The sequence below is a fragment of the Advenella kashmirensis W13003 genome, assembly GCF_000506985.1.
GTDB lineage: Bacteria > Pseudomonadota > Gammaproteobacteria > Burkholderiales > Burkholderiaceae_B > Advenella > Advenella kashmirensis_A.
Genome location: NZ_KI650979.1, coordinates 1782073 through 1798044, shown reverse-complemented (window position 1 = coordinate 1798044; position 15972 = coordinate 1782073). Strand labels below are relative to the sequence as shown.

15 protein-coding genes are annotated in these 15972 nt (G+C 54.0%); 9 read left to right on the top strand and 6 right to left on the bottom strand.

All coding sequences use genetic code 11. The annotated features are described in order from the left end of the window. The first annotated feature begins 10 nt into the window (after window positions 1-10). Genes W822_RS32250 through W822_RS32235 form a run of 4 tightly spaced genes read left to right on the top strand, consistent with a single transcriptional unit; the run spans window position 11 to window position 3804 of the window. A complete protein-coding gene (locus W822_RS32250) occupies window positions 11-1090 on the top strand; it encodes an ABC transporter substrate-binding protein (protein ID WP_024004733.1) in 1080 nt (359 codons plus the stop codon). After that, on the top strand, window positions 1072-2133 hold the full coding sequence (locus tag W822_RS32245) for an ABC transporter ATP-binding protein (protein ID WP_031242474.1): 1062 nt from the start codon (window positions 1072-1074) through the stop codon (window positions 2131-2133). Before W822_RS32250 ends, W822_RS32245 begins: the two co-directional genes overlap by 19 nt. Then, window positions 2126-3001 (top strand): ABC transporter permease, encoded by an 876-nt coding sequence (locus W822_RS32240; RefSeq protein ID WP_051401648.1) that lies wholly within the window; start codon window positions 2126-2128, stop codon window positions 2999-3001. Before W822_RS32245 ends, W822_RS32240 begins: the two co-directional genes overlap by 8 nt. Window positions 3002-3009: 8 nt before the next feature. Beyond that, complete coding sequence (locus W822_RS32235) at window positions 3010-3804, top strand: ABC transporter permease (protein WP_051401647.1); 795 nt, start codon at window positions 3010-3012, stop codon at window positions 3802-3804. Between the two features lie 75 nt (window positions 3805-3879). Here W822_RS32235 and W822_RS32230 read toward each other — a convergent pair whose 3' ends face one another. Beyond that, entirely contained in the window at window positions 3880-4638 is a 759-nt protein-coding gene (locus W822_RS32230; protein WP_024004729.1) for an IclR family transcriptional regulator, read from the bottom strand. A 206-nt stretch (window positions 4639-4844) separates the two neighbouring features. Here W822_RS32230 and sauS point away from each other — a divergent pair, with 206 nt between their 5' ends. The 3 genes from sauS to W822_RS32215 are packed head-to-tail and all read left to right on the top strand — an operon-like array spanning window position 4845 to window position 9171. After that, window positions 4845-6275, top strand: a complete 1431-nt coding sequence (sauS, locus tag W822_RS32225) for an acylating sulfoacetaldehyde dehydrogenase (protein WP_024004728.1) — start codon at window positions 4845-4847, stop codon at window positions 6273-6275. Further along, window positions 6268-7794 carry an AMP-binding protein gene (locus W822_RS32220; protein ID WP_024004727.1) on the top strand — a complete coding sequence of 509 codons (1527 nt, stop codon included), beginning with the start codon at window positions 6268-6270 and terminating at the stop codon, window positions 7792-7794. The genes sauS and W822_RS32220 overlap by 8 nt, the downstream gene beginning before the upstream one ends. Before the next feature lie 45 nt (window positions 7795-7839). Beyond that, window positions 7840-9171, top strand: a complete 1332-nt coding sequence (locus tag W822_RS32215) for an MFS transporter (RefSeq protein ID WP_024004726.1) — start codon at window positions 7840-7842, stop codon at window positions 9169-9171. 133 nt (window positions 9172-9304) lie between these two features. Here the strand turns inward: W822_RS32215 and W822_RS32210 are convergent, their stop codons facing one another. The 4 genes from W822_RS32210 to W822_RS32200 form a co-directional block, all read right to left on the bottom strand. Further along, window positions 9305-10588: a TRAP transporter large permease gene (locus tag W822_RS32210; RefSeq protein ID WP_024004725.1), complete on the bottom strand. Its 1284-nt coding sequence runs from the start codon at window positions 10586-10588 to the stop codon at window positions 9305-9307. Next, complete coding sequence (locus W822_RS0123435; protein WP_024004724.1) at window positions 10579-11151, bottom strand: TRAP transporter small permease; 573 nt, start codon at window positions 11149-11151, stop codon at window positions 10579-10581. Before W822_RS0123435 ends, W822_RS32210 begins: the two co-directional genes overlap by 10 nt. A gap of 8 nt (window positions 11152-11159) precedes the next feature. Then, on the bottom strand, window positions 11160-12143 hold the full coding sequence (locus W822_RS32205; RefSeq protein WP_031242463.1) for a TRAP transporter substrate-binding protein: 984 nt from the start codon (window positions 12141-12143) through the stop codon (window positions 11160-11162). Between the two features lie 122 nt (window positions 12144-12265). Then, on the bottom strand, window positions 12266-13153 hold the full coding sequence (locus tag W822_RS32200; protein ID WP_024004722.1) for an SMP-30/gluconolactonase/LRE family protein: 888 nt from the start codon (window positions 13151-13153) through the stop codon (window positions 12266-12268). Window positions 13154-13637: 484 nt separating this feature from the next. On the opposite strand from W822_RS32200, the gene W822_RS32195 reads away from it, so the two are divergent. Then, window positions 13638-13913 carry a hypothetical protein gene (locus W822_RS32195; RefSeq protein ID WP_024004721.1) on the top strand — a complete coding sequence of 92 codons (276 nt, stop codon included), beginning with the start codon at window positions 13638-13640 and terminating at the stop codon, window positions 13911-13913. Window positions 13914-14029: 116 nt separating this feature from the next. Here W822_RS32195 and W822_RS32190 read toward each other — a convergent pair whose 3' ends face one another. After that, on the bottom strand, window positions 14030-14950 hold the full coding sequence (locus W822_RS32190; RefSeq protein WP_024004720.1) for a LysR family transcriptional regulator: 921 nt from the start codon (window positions 14948-14950) through the stop codon (window positions 14030-14032). A gap of 189 nt (window positions 14951-15139) precedes the next feature. On the opposite strand from W822_RS32190, the gene W822_RS32185 reads away from it, so the two are divergent. After that, window positions 15140-15847: a pirin family protein gene (locus W822_RS32185; RefSeq protein ID WP_024004719.1), complete on the top strand. Its 708-nt coding sequence runs from the start codon at window positions 15140-15142 to the stop codon at window positions 15845-15847. Window positions 15848-15972 lie beyond the last annotated feature (125 nt).

Here is a 15972-nt window from a genome sequence, read left to right as displayed (position 1 = left end):
AGACACGAGGATGACAAATGAAAAAAAATCGGCGACTTCAATGCAACGCCGAACGATATTGAAACTGGCCGGTGTATCGGCCGTTGCACCAATGATTTGGGTTAAAAATGCCGAGGCCGCGCAGGAACGCGTGGTGATTCGCTCCCCTGGAGGTGAGTACGACAATATCCGCAAGAAACTGATTTACGAACCGTTCACCAAAGAAACAGGTATTCGCGTCATCCCTGTGGCAACCACCACAGGCAAGCTTGAGGCCATGATCCGGTCTGGCAATATTGAGATTGATGTGATCGATAATGATGACAGCGTACTGCTGCAGTGGGCCAGTGAGCTGGCTCCGATCGACTATAAAAACTTCAAGCACACCGATCCGAACGATATTATCGCGCAATACAAACATGATAATTACGTCGGCAATTTTGTGTATGCCGATGTCATGGGCTACAACACGACGAAATTTAACAAGGATTCGGTACCATCCACCTGGGCCGATTTCTGGGATTACAAGAAAACGCCCGGAAGCCGGGCTCTGGCAGATATGGATACGGGCACACCCAACCTGGAACTGGCGTTGCTGGCCGATGGCGTACCCATGGACAAGCTGTACCCGCTTGATATTCCACGTGCCCTCAAGTCGCTTAGCCGCATCAAACCGGGTATTTCGAAGTTCTGGACATCTGGCGCACTGTCCATTCAAATGCTCACGACGGGCGATGCGGATCTGAGTTCAGTATGGAGCACCCGGATTCTGAAAGGGATCGAAAATAACGCGCCGCTGGCCATTAACTGGAATCAGCATGGTGTTCGGGTTCAGGCCTACGCCATTCTGAAGAAAGCAAAAAACCTGGAGCAGGCGCAAAAGCTCGTTGATTACTGCCTGCGTCCGGAAGTGCAAAGCCAGTTCAGCGCCCAGTGGAACAGCGGCCCTGTTACTCAGGCGGGATTTGATGCGCTGACCCCAGAAATTCAGGCAAAAATCCCCGGCGGTGAGCGCACCCGTGAACACGGCTTTCTTATCAACGCCGACTGGTGGTCAAAAAATCGTGCAAATGTTAGCAAGGAGTGGGCAAATTGGATTCTGAACGCGTAAACAAAAAAGGGCATATCCGCTTCGAGAGCATCAGCCGGTCATTTGGCTCTTTTCGGGCGGTTAATAACATTCATCTGGACATCCAGCCGGGCGAGTTTTTCTCCCTGCTGGGTCCCAGCGGCTCGGGCAAGACAACCACACTCATGATGCTGGCGGGCTTTGTGCTGCCCGACAGCGGCAGGATCCTGCTTGACGGTCGTGATATCAGCGGGCTGTCCCCACAGGAGCGCAATCTGGGCATGGTGTTTCAGAACTACGCCCTGTTTCCGCATATGACTGTGCTGGAAAATGTCATGTTCCCGTTGAAGGTACGCAAGTACGCGTCCCGCGAGAGCGCGGAGCGCGCCAAATGGGCTATCGAACTGGTCCGTCTGGCCGGATTCGAAAAGCGGCTTCCAAAAGAACTGTCCGGCGGCCAGCAGCAACGGGTGGCGCTGGCGCGAGCTATTGTTTTCCATCCGGAGGTTGTGCTGATGGACGAACCGCTGGGCGCGCTGGACAAAAATTTGCGATATCAGATGCAGATGGAAATCAAAGAACTGCAGAGCCGCCTGAATATGACGGTTGTGTTTGTTACTCATGATCAGGAAGAGGCCATGAACATGTCTGACCGGATCGCCATCATGAATAACGGACAGATCGAGCAATTGGGAACACCACGCGAGGTGTACGAATCCCCCAGGAACGTTTTTGCGGCGGGCTTTCTCGGCGAAGCCAATCTCCTGGATTTTGATGCGGTGCAGCCCGCCGTGCGCAGCGAGATTCAAATGAAGCAGGGCGATTGCCTGTTCATCAGACCCGAGCGCCTGCTGCTGTCGGCGTCAAAAGGACAGGGCGCGGATGGTCCGCCCTCACTGAACGGAGAAGTGATGCATGTCTCGTTTCTGGGCCATATCGTACGCTATCAGGTGAATCTGAATTCATCCGCGAAGGTCTATGCCGACGTCACCAACACGACCGACATGAAGATTTTTGATATAGGCGACCCGGTCACGCTCAACTGGAAGGCCCCGGAAGACATAAGGATTATTCAACATGCATAATGATTCTGTCCTGACGGCCAGCCAGCCGGCCGCGGCGCGGCGGATGACCTTCAACAACGAGATGCTGCTGTATCCGGTCCTGGCGTTTTTACTGATTTTCTTCGTTCTGCCTATCGGCTGGTTTTTTGTCAAATCGGCCCTGGACTACGACGGCAATTTTCTGGTCATGCTCCTTGAGACGTTCAGCTCGAATCTGTTTATTTCGGTTGCATTAAAGACTGTCTGGCTCTCTCTCATTGTCACGCTGCTGGCGCTGGTGTGTGCCTATCCGGTAGCCTACACCATGACGCGATCGGGCTCGTTCCGTTTCACGCTGATTGTGATCTGCGTCATCGTCCCCTACTTCACGTCCATTATCGTACGAACCTATTCGTGGATGATTATCCTGGGGACCCGCGGCGTGATCAATACCGTGCTGATACAGATCGGCCTGATCGATCAGCCTCTCAATCTGATGTACAACATGGTGGGCGTCACCATTGGCATGACTTATGTGCTGCTGCCCTACTTTGTGCTGACGCTTTTTTCTACCATGAAAGGCATCGACATGTGGCTGTTGCAGGCAGGTCGCAGCATGGGCGCTTCCAATTTCTACATATTCCGTCGCGTTTTCTTTCCCCTGAGTATGCCCGGAATCGTGTCCGGTTTTCTGATTGTTTATATTCTGGCGGTCGGCTTCTTTATTACGCCTGCCCTGATGGGCGGACCGAACGATGTCATGCTTGCCACGCTGATCCAGCGCAATATCGAGGTTTCGGTGAACTGGCCACTGGCGTCTGCCCTGGCGCTCTTCCTGCTGGTGATCACTCTGATCATCTATGCCATTTACTGCAAGTATACCGATCTTGACAAAATGCTGGGAAAATAGGAAAAGCCATGCGCAATCAACTAAGAATTGTCAACTTTATTTCGTTTTTGCTCTGCATCGTGCTTATTGCGCCCATTGCAATCGTAGTCATTATGTCTTTCGGAGAAAGCAGCTATATGGCATTTCCTCCGACGACGCTTTCGGTCAAATGGTATCAGGCGTTTTTCTCCAGTCCTGAATGGATGGAGTCCCTTGTCACCAGTTTTGTGATTGCACTGCTGGCCAGCGTGATCGCGACAACACTGGGATTCCTGGGCGCCTACTCGCTGGTCAGAGGCACTTATGGCAATAAAAAACTGCTTGTTTCCTTTTGCCTGCTGCCATTGATCATTCCCACCATTATCACTGCGGTCGCCCTGTACTTCACCTCGGTGCCACTGGATCTGGTCGGATCAAAACTCTGGATCGCCATCTGCCATGCCATGCTTGCCATTCCCGTGGTGCTTTTGATTCTGATCAGTGCACTTCAGAACATCGATATTTCAGTCGAGCGCGCCGCTGAAGTCTTTGGCGCAAGCAAGTTCTACACGTTCAGGCATGTGGTCATCCCACTTGCCGTTCCGGGTATTCTGTCGTCCCTGTTCTTCAGTTTCCTGACTTCGTTCGACGAACTGATCGTTTCCCTGTTCCTGTCAGGGCTGGACAGCGAAACCATGCCGGTCCGGATTTGGAACAGCCTGCTCATGAATATGGAGCCGGTCATCGCCGCCATCAGTACATTTTTGATTGCCATCACTGTTGTGTTGCTCTTGCTGGAGGTCGTGTTCAGAAAGTCGCGCAATAAGCAGCTCAAAAGAGCCTGAAGTCAGCACAGCAAAGGCGGCCGGCCCTGACGGGCGACCCCGCCACAGCCTGCCGCTTGCCTGGGCAAAGTTACCCTACAGAAATGTCTTGGCAATTTCACCGGCCGTCTGCTGCAGTGTCGGCATCAGTTCCATCAGTTGATCAAAACTGCGCTCTTGCTCAAACGCCTGCACCGCCACGGCGGCGCATATTCTGTTCTTCCCCACCTGAACCGGCACGGCGATCGCATTCATGTCTTCAACATGTTCATGCCGGCTGGTGCCGTAACGGCGTTTTCGAGTACACGTCAGCTCAGCGTCCAGCACCTCGGGTTCGACAATGCTCTGCGCCGTTCGCGCGCGCAAAGGCAGACTGTGCAGCAAACGATCACGACGCTGTTTGGGCAGCAGACTTAATAATAATTTGCCGCTGGCCGAACAGTGCATCGGCACATGCGAACCGGGTTTCAGACTCAGCCGCATGGCATTGGGATGCTGGGCCCGGTCCAGATAAATAATTTCATGTCCGCTGATCGCCGTCAGATTGCAATTGAGTTCGACGCGTTCAACCAGTTCGCTAAGCAAAGCATGGCGTTCGACCGCCAGACTGCCGGAGCTCATCAGCACCTTCAGTGAAAAATGGCGTATCCGTGCCGAGCATTCATATTTTTTACTGTCCGAGACCTGCACGATCAGCCAGGCAGCTTCAAGCTGTTTGAGTATGCGATGCACCGTCTGTTTGGGCAGGTTGATCTCTTTCACGACTTCGCTTAACGGCATCGGGCGACCTGCCATGGCCAAAATCTCCAGGACGCGGAATGACCTTATTGCTGCCGCGTTGTCTGTTGAACTCATCTCTCTTGTTCCTCCATGATTTTTCGGTCGATGCGACCTGTTCTTTTTTCTCCACTATAGTTTTTTTGTCCCGAAAATCAACAAAAAGCACTTCTTGTGCTCTGCGGCAAATGCGGAATGTCAATTTTCGGGACGTTTAACTGTTGAGCATACCCTATATTTTCAGAAATATTACAAATTCGATTCGATCTGTCCAGGGAGCTACAATGGATACTATTCACAGCAGTCATCCGGAACACATCACGCAGGCTGTCGCGCTTGTTGTGGAGCGGGCACGTGCCGCACAAAAGCAATTTTCCGCCTTCGACCAGCAACGCATCGACGACGCCGTGCTGGCGGTCGGCTGGGCGATCATGGAGCCGGAAAGAAACCGCCTGCTGGCCGAAAAAGCAGTAGATGACACAGGCCTGGGAAACGTACCCGATAAAATACGTAAGAACCACCGCAAGACACTGGGGCTCCTGAGAGACCTTGAAGGCGTCACGACCACAGGTGTGATACACACCGACCCCGATACAGGGATTACGCAAATCGCCCGACCCGTGGGCGTGGTGGCGGCGATCACGCCCTCTACCAATCCGGGCGCGACACCCGCCAATAAGATCATCAACGCAATTAAATGCGGCAACGCCGTTATCCTGGCGCCGTCGCCCAAAGGCGCTGGTACCAGCAGCCTGCTGCTGCAATTTATTCATGACGAATTCGATCGCATAGGTGTGCCGCGCGATCTTGTACAGATTCTGCCTGAGCCCATCAGCAAGGCCGCAACAGCAGCGCTCATGCAACAGGCCGATCTCGTTGTAGCGACTGGCTCTCAATCCAATGTCCGCATGGCCCATACCAGCGGCACGCCGGCGTTTGGCGTGGGCGCCGGCAATGTGACCAGCATTGTGGATGAATCGGCAGATCTGCCAAAGGCGGCCAGCCTGATCCGTCAGTCCAAGACATTCGACAACGCCACCAGTTGCTCTTCCGAAAACAGCGTGATTATCGTCGCGCCTGTCTACGATGCGATGCTGCAAGCGCTGGAAAAAGAAGGTGGAATGATGCTGGTTGCCGACGACAAGCAGCGCCTGCAGGACGTCATGTGGCATGAAGGCAAGCTCACCCCGGTGGCATCGGGAAAGAGCGCCGCCCATATCATGCAAGCGGCAAAAATCGATATAACCACCAACGCGAGCGCCCCCGCATATCTCATGGTGCAGGAAGACGGATTCGGTCGTGACCACCCCTTTTCCGGAGAAAAACTGGCGCCTGTGCTGACAGTGTACAAAGCAAAGGATTTTGAAGATGCCAAACGCATTGCCAGTGAGATATACGGCTATATGGGAGCGGGCCATTCGATCGGGCTGCATACGGCAAAGCCGGACCGTGCCCGGGATCTGGGGATGACGCTGCCGGTATCACGGGTCATCGTCAACCAGGCACACTGCTTTGCCACGGGCGGCAATTTCGATAACGGCCTGCCCTTCTCACTGTCAATGGGCTGCGGGACCTGGGGTGGTAACAGTTTCTCCGACAACATGCACTACCGCCACTATTTGAATATCACACGTGTGGTCCAGACGATTCCCGCAAGAGAGCCGCAGGTGGACACGATCTTTGCCGATTACTTAGGGAGATTCCACCATGCCTGAAAATACCATGACGATTGCCAGTCTGCTTGATCACAACGCTGCAAACGCGGGTGACGATCCCTATCTGGTCGACGCGATCACTGAACAGTCACAGGCCTACGCCGATATGACGACCGAGTGCAGGGTTTTCGCCAGACAGTTGTCTGCCCTGGGCGTGATGCCCGGAGAGACGATCTCGGTGTTCTTGCCGAATGGAGTGAACACGGCGAAAATCATTCTGGCCGCCATGTATGGTGGCTACATCATTAATCCGATTAATCTGCTGTGCCAGGAAAAGCAACTGGCCTATATCCTTGGACATTCGGATACGCGTGTTGTCTTTACCAACTCAGAACTGGAACCGCTGGTGGCGGCGGCCATGCAAAGCAGCGGAACACGAGCCACCGTCATGACGGTTTCCGCGACCGATCCCGCTCTGCCGACGCTGACACTCGCTCCGTTGCCGGCCAGCCCGCGGGCTCCTGTGCCGGCAAGCCAACCCGCACTGCTGATGTATACCTCGGGTACGACCGGCGTTCCCAAGGGCGTGATGCTTTCTCACGCGAACTTGCTTGCCAGCGCCCGTGCCATCGCGGCGGAGCATCTTCTGGAAAAATCCGACCGCTGCCTTTGCGTATTGCCGCTCTATCACATTAATGCACTGGTGGTTAACTTGCTGACACCCCTGCTCTCGGGCGCCGCCGTCATTATCGACAGCAAATTCTCGGCGACCCATTTCTGGCCTCGCGTGCAGAAATTTCAATGTACATGGATCAATGCTGTTCCTACCATTATCAGCTATTTGATCAATGATGAAACACCCTGCGCGATTGATCGCAGCCGGATCCGCTTCTGCCGCTCGGCATCGGCGGCGCTGGCGCCGTTTCATCACAAATCTTTTGAAGAACGTTTCGGCATTGGCATTATTGAAACCATGGGGATGACAGAAACAGCCGCGCCGATATTCAGCAACCCGTACGATCCCGCGCAGCGCAAGATCGGCAGTATCGGTCGCCCCTCCGGGGTACAGGCCACCGTTGTAGATAAAGAGGGAAACCCCTTGCCTGCAGGACAAAAAGGAGAAATTTTAGTCCGGGGCGAGAACGTTATGCTTGGTTATTACAAATCTGATGAACAGACCAGAAAAACATTCACGCACGACGGCTGGTTACGCACGGGCGATCTGGGCTACCGCGATGCTGATGGCTTTTATTTCATTACAGGCCGTGTCAAGGAACTGATCATCAAAGGTGGCGAAAATATTGCGCCACGCGAGATAGACGAAATACTGCTGCTGCACCCCGATGTACTGGACGCGGCCGTGGTGGGTATCGATGACAAACATTATGGACAAAATATCGCTGCCTACATCGTCAAGCGCATGACTGCACGTGACGACGATGATCTGATCAGGGATATTAACCAATTTTGTTTAAAGGAGCTGGGCAGCTATAAATCGCCTGCCGCGTTCCGTTTTGTGGCTGAGTTGCCCAGAGGGCCCTCAGGAAAAGTTCAACGCTTGAAACTGCTGGAGCTGTAGAAATTGCCGACATCATCATCATGACATAACCATTAGGGAGACAACATGATCAGGAATATAAAAACCAGACATATGATACTGGGCCTGCTTTGCGCAATGTATTTCATCGCTTATGTAGACCGGGTCAATATCGCTGTCGCAGCACCGTTTATTGCAAAAGAGTTCAATCTTTCACCAACCGAACTCGGGTTCATCTTTTCCGCATTTGCCTATCCCTACCTGGTGATGCAAATATTGGGGGGATGGCTGGCCGACCGGTTCGGACCCAAAAAAATTCTGTTGATCCTGTCTCTGATCTGGGGACTGGCAACATTGCTGACCGGATTTATCGGCGGCTTGATCACGCTTGTGATTATGCGGGTACTGCTTGGTGTGGGCGAAGGAGGCGCCTTCCCGACAGCGACGCGCGCAATGACCTCGTGGATGCCCAAATCTTCACGCGGCTTTGCCCAGGGTATTACGCATAGCTTTTCCCGGCTGGGCGGCGCCATCACGCCGCCCATCGTACTGGCTATCGTCTACTACGCAGGCTGGCGTGAAGCATTCATCGTGCTGGGCGTCATCAGCCTTTTGTGGAGCCTGGCCTATCTGCTGTTATTCACGGATACCCCCCATCAGCACAAAACCATCACGCCTGCCGAAATCGAGGAAATCGGTGAACCGGCGCGCAAAAACAAGGCATCCGGCAAAACGCCATGGAAGGACATGATCAGCAAGATGTGGCTGGTGACATTTGTGGATTTTTGCTACGGCTGGTCGTTGTGGGTATTTTTAACCTGGCTGCCCTCGTACCTGAAAGACGACAGGGGGTTTGACCTGAAGGCAATGGCCCTATTTACCACGCTGCCCCTGCTTGCCGGGGTCATTGGCGATACGCTTGGTGGCGTGATTTCGGACAAGCTGTACATCCGCACCAAGCGCCTGCGTTTTGCCCGCGTGTCAGTGTTGTCGCTTGGCCTGTTCCTGGCATTCCTGTGTATCATGCCGATGATATTCATTCGCGATCCGCTGATTGCCATTGTGCTTATTTCCGCGTGTTTTTTCTTCCTGGAATTAACCAATCCGGTCCTTTGGAGCCTGCCCATGGATATTGCCGGAAAATACGCCGGTACCGCTGGCGGGATGATGAATTCTGGTTTCGGACTGGCCGGGGCGATTTCACCTGTGGTTTTTGGTTTCCTGATCCAGACGACAGGCAGTTATACGCTGCCATTTCTGATCTCCGGTGGCCTGCTGCTGGTGGGTGCCATCGCGGCTCTGATGATCGATCCTAACCGCACCGTACGCGAAATTGCGGAAAGACCGGTAGACTATCAATACAAAAGCCGGACGACGCCGGCCTTTGCTATGGGTATTTCGTCGGGACATAAACGCTAATGGGTCGCAATGGCCGATAGAGGAGCGGCGCGATACTCAAATTGAGCGGCGCACCTGATATCCATGCCATGGAAGCAATTTTTAAAAAAGAGACGGGTAGCGCTTGCGGCTGCCCGTCTCTTTGCTTCAGGCTTTACTTCATCAAAAGCTCCGGCAACCATAGCGAAAACGCCGGCACGTAAGTCACCAGCGCCAGCGCCAGAATCAATGCGCCATAGAACGGCCAGATGGTACGCATAACGGTGCCTACCGAAACCTGCCCGATGGCGCAGCCCACAAATTGCGTAGTCCCTACCGGCGGGGTGTTCAGGCCCAGGGCACAGTTGAGCAGCATGACGATACCGAATTGCACTGGTCCCATGCCATACTGCATGCAAATCGGCAGGAAGATCGGCGTGCAGATCAGAATGGTGGCCGCCATGTCCAGGAAGGTGCCCAATACAAACAGCGACAGGTTTACCATCAGAAAAATCGCCCAGGGACTGGTGGATATGGAGGCCATCAGCTCACCGGTTTTTTCAGCCACGCCATAAAATCCGATCAGGTAGCCGAACGTAGCCGAAATGCCGATCAGCAACAGCACCACGCCTGTTGTTTTCACCGCTTTGGCCGCGGCGCGGACAAACTGTTGCATGGTCAGGGAACGATAGACGAGACCAGTCAGCAGCAGCGAATAGAGCACGGCAATGGCAGCCGACTCGGTGGCAGTGAACACGCCGCTCAGGATCCCGGCAATAATCAGCACAATCACAAACATGCCGGGTATGGCTGCCACCATGGAACTGAACACGATCTGCCAGCCAGGAAAGGTGCCGGCAGGGTAACCGCGCTTGCGCGCCACCAGGTAGGCGGCCAGCAAATTGCACAGCGTCAGGATCACGGCAGGTACAATGCCTGCGGCAATCAGGGCCGCAATCGACACTTTGCCGCCAGCGGCCAGGGTATAAATAATAATATTGTGACTGGTAGGCATGAGGGCGCCTACCAGCGCCGCATGCGTGGTGACGTTGACGGCATAATCTGCGTGGTAGCCCTCGCGCTTCATCATGGGAATCATGACCGACCCCATGGCGGACACATCGGCTACCGGCGAACCTGAAACCCCGCCAAAAAGCGTGCAGGCAACCACATTTGACATACCCAGGCCACCGCGCACATGACCTACCATCGATTTGGCGAAATTGACGATACGATCGGCGATGCCACCATACAGCATGAGTTCGCCGGTGAAGATGAAAAACGGGATGGCCAGGAACGAAAACGCGTTCATGCCTGAAGTCATCTGCTGAAATGCAACCGCAATGGGCAGGTCTTCAAAAGCGATCGTGGCAATAGAGGCCAGGCCGATGGCAAAGGCCACCGGTACGCCGATGATCAGGAAGCCCATGAAAGACAAGGATAAAAGTGTCAAAGCCATGCGAGCACCACCTTTTGATTGCGATACGTCGCGATGATATGTTCAAGCGAAAACAGAACAATCAGCACGCCCGAGAGCAGCGCCGGAACATATTTCCATGCTTCGGACAGGCCCAGGTTGGGAATTTTTACTGCATGCACCGAAACGGCAAGTTCGCCGCAGTACCATGCCATCATTGCGCCGAACAGGAGCACCAGTGCGTGCACAACCAGGCACAGGCGCCGCTTGGCCGGAGGTGAAAGCAGATCGGCCAGGGACTCAAAGCCGATATGGCCGGCATCCCTCACGCCGACAGCCGCCCCCATCATGGTCACGAACAGCACCAGAAGCAGCGACAGGCTTTCAGCCCAGGTCGGCGTGCTGTTCAGGACATGACGCCCGAAGACCTGGAACGCTACCGCCGCGATCAGGCAGACCAGACCGATGACACTGAGCATCATGCACACACGGGCAAGCCGTGCGCAGGTGCAGGTAAAGAGATCAAGCGGAGAGGCGCTGCCACAACCGGGCCTCTCCGCCTGAACATCGTTGACCGTTTTGGATTCGATCAGTTGTGCTGTCATCGTCACTCCTATTTCACCGCCTGGATGCGGGCAACCAGATCTTTCATTTCAGGCGTGGTCACGAAACGGTCGTATACCGGCTTCATTACCGCCTGGAACGAAGCCTTGTCCGGCTCGATCACTTGCGCGCCGCCCTTCTCGACCACGGCACGTGATTTAAGCTCACGTTCCGCCCATAACTTGCGCATATAGGGAACTGACTCCTGTGCTGCTTCGCGGATCAGCTTCTGGTCTGCTTCGGGCAGCTTGTCCCACTGCCGTTTGGAGAACACCAGTATTTCGGGTGTCATGGTGTGCTCGGTCAGCGAGAAATACTTTGCCACTTCGAAATGATGCCCACTGTCATAGCTGGGAAAATTGTTTTCTGCGGCGTCCACCAGACCGGTCTTGAGCGCAGTATAGACTTCGCCCATGGGCATGGGTGTTGCATTGGCCCCAATTGCCTCCACCATCGCGACTGATAAATCGGATTGCTGGACGCGGATTTTCATGCCCTTTACATCGGCCACGCTTTTGACCGGTTTGTTTTTTGTGTACATGGAACGAGCACCGCTGTCATACCACGCCAGCCCCACAAAACCGGCGTCTTCGCAGGACTTCAGGATCTGTTTTCCAATATCGCTGTCCAGGACCTTGTGCTGATGCTCGACCGAGCGAAACAAAAACGGTAGCGAAGGTACGCGCGTGGTTTCACAAATGTTATGCATGGCAGCACTGCTGACCCGCGCCATTGCCAGGGCACCCAGTTTGACCTGTTCAATCGAGTCGTCCTCGCTGCCCAGGGCACTGCCTGAAAACACCTTGACGGTGATACGCCCGTCGCTTTTTTTCTTAAGCACATCGCCCATGTACTCCACCGCTTTCACAGTGGGATAATCCTTGGGATGAATGTCGGCCGAACGCAGTTCAAGCGCCTGAGCGGCAGCCATGCCTGCAAGGGCAAGGACGGTGACGGTCACGATCTGACCGAAACAGCGAGAGATGGGTTGCATTGTCTTCCTCCAATAAGGATAGGGATAGGTATTGTTGTTGGTAATAAAAGCGTGATAAAACCTGCTGGCGGCAATGCATGCGCACCAGACGAAACCACCATGGATACAACTGGCCGCCATGGCTAAGCGCGACAGGCGGGTTCCTCCAGTCCGCACGTACCTGGCCGCAGGGCAAAGATCGCGCCATCCAGCGCATCGGGGCCCGCGCCTGCCCCACGTATGGATGTCACAAAAAGCGTGTCAAGATTTCTCCCGCCAAACGCACACATGGCGATGCGCGGAACCGGCACAGACAGGCTGCGATCCAGCCTGCCATCGGGGGTATAACGGTAAATCGTGCCTGCCTCGTTACCGCAAATCCAGTAGCAGCCATCCTGGTCCACCGCAGCACCATCAGGGCGCCCCGCCGGTAAAGCTGCGATGAAAGTGCGACGGTTGGCAGGAATGCCCGTGTCGGGATCGTAGTCGTACCGCCACACTGTTTTGCGCGAAGGATGCGAGTCGGATAAATACATCGTGCGCCCGTCCGGACTGAACGCCATGCCATTGGGCACAATCAGTGAATCGGGAATCGGAACGCTGAATTCTCCGACCGCATAGCGATACAACTGACCGGCACTTGCGCCTTCAGTCATGTCCATCAACATGGTACCGGCCCAGAAACGACCCTGCCGATCACAGCGCCCGTCATTAAAGCGCATTCCTGCGCGCGCATGCATCACGGTTGTCATACGTTGCACTGCAGGAGTCTGCCCTGCCGTCAATGTCGGCATGGCAAAAATTCCCGTTTCCATCGCAGCCAACCAGCCGCCATCGTGCTGCATTGCAATACAGCCAGCCATTTCCGGCAGATCCCACTGACTTGCGATACCGCTTTCGGTTTCATAGCGCCAGAGTTTTTTTGCAGGTATATCCGTCCAGTAAAGCGCCTGTTCAGGACCATGCCATACGGGGCTTTCTCCTACTGCGCAGATCATATTGCCAAGGCGCTCGACCCGATGTTCATTCATGGCAAGACTTCCATATGGGCAGGGCAGAAATCAGCTTCATAGTGTCCTTCCAATGTTGTATGACATCTTATACATATAAATAAGTTGAATGCCATCGTCTCAAACTTCATATAGACGATGAAATGCTAGTTATTGTAGGACATCTGATAAGTAAGATCGTAGTATGCTATTCAATATTTTGGCCTGTCAAGCACTCAATACCTCGGGATATCCCTTGGTCGACAACGAAGTTGCCAGTGGTAAAACGGCGTCAAATCCTGTATATTCTTGGTCGGGTCGATAGTTTGTATCAAATATGGAAATAGTTAAAATAAATCTTCCTTAAAAATAGCTGATTGTTCCATATATGGAATTAATAATTCTGTAATAAGTATTTTTCTATCGATTTTAAAAGCCCATAATGAACTCACTGAAACCAGCGACGTGTTTCAAACCCGAACACCCTCCGCGGATTTCAACCGATCATTTATGGAGTTACACAATCATGAAAAACGTACTTGCTTCCCTTCTTTTTGGCGCCGCTTTTGTTGCCGGTGCTGCCCATGCATCCGATGCGTATGAGTTTTCCGACACTGCCTATCCGGACGTTACTAATTTTGTCAGCCCTGTACAACAGGATATCGTCGCTGATCAAAGCAACACCACTGATGCGAGCTATCCAAAAATCATTGTGCGCAGCACCAAAAGCCACGCCGATGTGATGAACGAACTGGCCGCCTATCGCGCTGCCAATCCTGATGAGCAGGACTATCTGAACTAAGCATTGGATACGGGGCGCGGCGCGTCCCCGCCTGGATATCACGAGTATCATCAAACCACATCCATTGCGGATGTGGTTTTTTCAATTGGGATATTGATAATACCTGTTAAGCAAGGCTACCGCGTATGTTTGAACGCCTCGCTCTTTTGCATGACCTCGCTGAACACCTCAATAAATGCGCGCGTTGCAGGCGAGAGCAGACGACGGCCCGGTGTCACACACCAGACAATGGCCTCGCGTGAATGCCATTCCGGCAAAACCGGAACCAGCAAACCCTCTTTCACGGCGGATGCCACCATGGGCTGCGGCAACCCGCCGATGCCCATGCCCTTTAGCACGATAGCCCGATGCAATCCCAATGAGTTCGAACTGAAAGCACGGGCCGGGTAACCTTCCCAGAAATCGTTGCCTCGCGTCAGCCGCCAGGGCCGGCTTTCGCCCACGCTATTCATCAGCATCAAGCCGTGATGATTTTTCAGATCAGACGGATCGGCCGGTTCTCCATATTGGCTGACGTAGGCTGGGCTGGCGTAAAGAGACGTGACGATGGCCGCCAGACGACGTGCGACCAGGGTATTGTCGTCGGGCAATGTGGAGGCCACGCGGATCGCAACATCGAACCGCTCGGCCAGCAGATCAACCCTTCTGGCCGACAGATCCATCTCCAGCCTGACCTTGGGGTGCAATATCGAGAAGTGCTGTACGAAATCAGCAATGACCTGCTCAAAAAAGTCGGACGGCAAAGAGATGCGCAGTGTGCCCTGAGGCGTCGCCTGCCTGTCTCGCGCAAAGGCAGCCGTGCATTCCGTTTCATCGACCAGTCTCTGGGCATGTTCCAGCACTTCCTGGCCGAAATCGGTGATCATCAACTTGCGCGTGCTTCGCGTAATGAGTCTTTCCCCCAGTTCGGTTTCCAGCCCACTGATCCGTCGCGACAGGGTAGATTTGGGCAGACCCGTGCGCTCGGCTGCCGCAGAAAAACTGCCCGCATCCATAACTTGCGCAAAAAGAATCAGATCATTTGCATTCAGTGACATGGTGGTCGTGATTGTTCCAGTTTAAGGAATAACTATTCCGAATTTCGCTCTACAGAATTCGTACTATACCCCATACAATATTTATATCAGCGATACAACGACAGACGGCGTGCAGATGGCTGCAACCGCTTGCAGCCCGATCAGAGGCCGCCCCGAATCGCTTCAACTTTTTATCAGGACATACGCAAAATGCTGAAAATCAGAAAAAACGAAGAACGCGGCGTAGCCGAGCATGGCTGGCTCAGTTCCCGCCATTCCTTTTCCTTTGGCGGCTATCATGATCCGGCCCATTCGGGCTTTGGTCCCTTGCTTGTCATTAACGAAGATCGTGTAGAACCCGGGCGTGGTTTCGGCAAGCATGGTCATCGCGATATGGAGATTATTTCATATGTGCTAGAGGGCAAACTTGCGCATTCTGACAGCATGGGCAACGGCTCTGTCATCGGCTACGGCGATGTGCAGCGCATGAGTGCCGGCACTGGCGTCATGCACAGTGAATATAACGGCTCTTCGGAAGAAGGCGTGCACTTTTTACAGATCTGGATAGAACCATGCAGAGAGGGTCTGCCTCCAGGCTATGAAGAAAAGCACTTCACCCGCGATGAAAAAAAGGGTCGCCTGCGGCTTATCGCCTCTGCTGACGGCACCGACGGTTCCGTGTTGATCCACCAGAATGCACGTATCTACGCCAGCATTCTTGATGGAGATGCGCCGCTTGAACATCTGCTGGATGCGGGACGGATTGGCTACGTGCACGTGGCCACCGGCAGCGTGACGGTCAACGGACTGGCGCTACAGGCGGGTGATGCCCTGAAAATCACAGATGAAATAGGCGTGCGGCTGGAAAACGGCCGTGATGCCGAAGTGCTGGTATTTGATTTGCCGGCGCAGGCTTAGGGTTCGCCAACAACGAAAAGCCACCGTTCCGGCACGAGGAGACAATATGCCGGAATGGTGGATAAACAGATCAGCGGCCGCTCACAACGCCACGACAAAGCCGCGCTCACAGGCCGCAACTTGCG

Bases quoted from the DNA above. Each gene is read 5' to 3' on its own strand.
- W822_RS32250 (WP_024004733.1), top strand. From the start codon at position 11: ATGACAAATGAAAAAAAATCGGCGACTTCAATGCAACGCCGAACGATA.
- W822_RS32240 (WP_051401648.1), top strand. From the start codon at position 2,126: ATGCATAATGATTCTGTCCTGACGGCCAGCCAGCCGGCCGCGGCGCGG.
- W822_RS32235 (WP_051401647.1), top strand. From the start codon at position 3,010: ATGCGCAATCAACTAAGAATTGTCAACTTTATTTCGTTTTTGCTCTGC.
- W822_RS32230 (WP_024004729.1), bottom strand. From the start codon at position 4,638: ATGAGTTCAACAGACAACGCGGCAGCAATAAGGTCATTCCGCGTCCTG.
- sauS (WP_024004728.1), top strand. From the start codon at position 4,845: ATGGATACTATTCACAGCAGTCATCCGGAACACATCACGCAGGCTGTC.
- W822_RS32220 (WP_024004727.1), top strand. From the start codon at position 6,268: ATGCCTGAAAATACCATGACGATTGCCAGTCTGCTTGATCACAACGCT.
- W822_RS32215 (WP_024004726.1), top strand. From the start codon at position 7,840: ATGATCAGGAATATAAAAACCAGACATATGATACTGGGCCTGCTTTGC.
- W822_RS32210 (WP_024004725.1), bottom strand. From the start codon at position 10,588: ATGGCTTTGACACTTTTATCCTTGTCTTTCATGGGCTTCCTGATCATC.
- W822_RS0123435 (WP_024004724.1), bottom strand. From the start codon at position 11,151: ATGACAGCACAACTGATCGAATCCAAAACGGTCAACGATGTTCAGGCG.
- W822_RS32205 (WP_031242463.1), bottom strand. From the start codon at position 12,143: ATGCAACCCATCTCTCGCTGTTTCGGTCAGATCGTGACCGTCACCGTC.
- W822_RS32200 (WP_024004722.1), bottom strand. From the start codon at position 13,153: ATGAATGAACATCGGGTCGAGCGCCTTGGCAATATGATCTGCGCAGTA.
- W822_RS32195 (WP_024004721.1), top strand. From the start codon at position 13,638: ATGAAAAACGTACTTGCTTCCCTTCTTTTTGGCGCCGCTTTTGTTGCC.
- W822_RS32190 (WP_024004720.1), bottom strand. From the start codon at position 14,950: ATGTCACTGAATGCAAATGATCTGATTCTTTTTGCGCAAGTTATGGAT.
- W822_RS32185 (WP_024004719.1), top strand. From the start codon at position 15,140: ATGCTGAAAATCAGAAAAAACGAAGAACGCGGCGTAGCCGAGCATGGC.